This is a genomic window from Psittacicella hinzii (assembly GCF_003585935.1).
GTDB classification, from domain to species: domain Bacteria; phylum Pseudomonadota; class Gammaproteobacteria; order Enterobacterales; family Psittacicellaceae; genus Psittacicella; species Psittacicella hinzii.
The window spans coordinates 1-2,235 of the sequence record NZ_NRJG01000076.1 but is presented as its reverse complement, the minus strand read 5'-3'; the positions used below and the strand labels follow the sequence as shown (position 1 = coordinate 2,235).

Below are 2,235 nucleotides of genomic sequence, written 5' to 3'. Positions count from 1 at the left end.
GTTTAATCATTGATTTAAATAATATAGAAACATACTGTTATAGCTCTGATAATAGACAAGTTTAAAACTTGTTGTATAATCTTAGTTTGAGAAGAAGTTTTTTAGCAAGTAGATCCTTAGTCGGATTTACTATTTTTTGTTTGTAATTTCAACGAAATAGCAAGAAATTACTACAAACAATATTGAGTTTATTGTCGAGTGATTCGCATGAAGTATAAGAAATTGATAACTACAGTGGGAGTATTAGCGGCTGTAGTTGGTGGGGTTAGTTATTATATGCAGACCCCTAAAAACGAGAATCAACCAGGACAAGCCTTACATGGCTATTTAAATGAAGATAAAACTCTAACCTTTTGTATAGGTAGATCTCCTAGAGCTCTATCACCAGCATTAGTAGCTGATGGAGCTTCATATAATTCATCATCGCGTATTATTTTTAACCGTTTAGTAGAAAATGTACGTGGTAGCACAGAATTAGAGCCTGCTTTAGCTGAGTCATGGGAAGTTAGTCCAGATGCTAAAGAGGTAACACTACATTTACGTAAAGGTGTAAAGTTCAATAATAATGATATCTTTACCCCTACACGCGATTTTAACGCAGATGATGTGTTATTCACTTTTAATCGTATGCTAGAAAATGACCATCCATATCATAGTGTAAGTAATGCTACTTATCCTTATTGGAATATTATGGGTTTTTCAAGCTTAATTAATCATCTTGAAAAAATTGATGATTATACGGTAAAAGTATATTTAAATAGTCCAAACGTAACCTTTATTTCAGATTTAGCGATGGACGTATTGTCAATTTATTCAGCTGAATATGCAGATTATTTATTAAATACTTTGCATAAGCCTGAACTAATTGACCAAAAACCTCTTGGTACGGGGCCTTGGAAGCTAGATCAATATATTAAAGATACGGCTATTCGTTATGTAATTAATCCTGATTACTTCCGTGGTCCGGCGAAAATAGGTACAGTTATTTTTAGCATTACTCCAGATCCAACAGCACGTTTAGCTAAAGTGATTACTGGTCAATGCGATTTTATGGAAGCTCCTAATTTAGCTGACCAAGACAAAGTAATCAAACGTTACGGTTTAAAAACGAATTTACAGACTGGTTTAAACGTTGCATATATTGCTTTAAATAACGAAAATAAATATCTTCAAGATGTACGTGTACGTCAAGCTTTAGATATGGCAATCGATAAAAAAGCTATTGCTAAACTGGTGTACGATAACCAAGTGGTTACGGATAATCACGTAATTACTTCTACCATGACTGGTTATGATCCAGATTTAAAAGGTAATAGTTACGATCCAGAAAAAGCTAAAGAGCTTTTAGCACAAGCTGGTTACCCAAATGGTTTTGATATTACTATTTTCGTTCAGCCTGTAGCACGTTCATCAAATCCAAATCCATCTCGTACAGCTGAATTAATTCAGCAAGATTGGAAGAAAATTGGTGTAAATGCCACTTTAAAAACAACTGAGTACCAAGAGTTTATCAAACAAACGCGTGAAGGTAACTTTGACGCAGGTACTTACGGTTGGTCTGGAGATAACGGAGATACAGATAACTTCTTATCACCTTTATTAAGTTCGGGCTCAATAGGTAAATCTAACTACTCTCGCTGGCAAAATGAAGAATTTGATCGCTTAGTGGTTGCGGGTCGTACAACGGCTGATCCAGAAATGCGAGCAATGATCTATCGTCAGGCCGAGCACGTATTTTTTAGAGAACAACCTTTTATTGTTTTAGGTCACTCTGAATTATTATCAATTATGCGTCCAGAGCTAGTTGGGTATAAACAAACTCCATTTGGTTTTATTGAATTCTACGGAGTAGATAAAGTTACTCCTAAAACAAAAGCAAAACAAAACTAAAACAAAGATTAAGTCATAAATTATTAGTTGTTTGTTAAAGTTTAAGTAAAAATTTAAGTAAAAGCTTAAGTAAAAACTTAAACAAACAACCTAACTATACTTTTAGTCTTTTCTTTTAGTTTTTTATAGATATTTACTCTAACCTTGTGATTTAACTATGTTAAGTAACATTATTAAAAAGGTTCTAATGTTAATTCCAACTTTCTTTGGAGTTACCATTTTAACTTTTATTTTGGTGCACTCTTTACCAGGAGATCCGGTGCTTGCCCAATTAGGTGATAAAGCACCATCTCCAGAAGAGTATGAAGCAATGAAAGCCGCATTAGGGTTAGATCAGTCTTATTT

1 protein-coding gene and 1 pseudogene are annotated in these 2,235 nt (G+C 33.7%); both read left to right on the top strand.

The annotated features are described in order from the left end of the window. The first annotated feature begins 276 nt into the window (after positions 1–276). Positions 277–1,890: an ABC transporter substrate-binding protein gene (locus CKF58_RS04580; protein ID WP_222987706.1), complete on the top strand. Its 1,614-nt coding sequence runs from the start codon at positions 277–279 to the stop codon at positions 1,888–1,890. Between the two features lie 157 nt (positions 1,891–2,047). Further along, a pseudogene (locus CKF58_RS04575) lies at positions 2,048–2,235 on the top strand (peptide ABC transporter permease); the annotation flags it as partial.

Bases quoted from the DNA above. Each gene is read 5' to 3' on its own strand.
- CKF58_RS04580 (WP_222987706.1), top strand. From the start codon at position 277: ATGCAGACCCCTAAAAACGAGAATCAACCAGGACAAGCCTTACATGGC.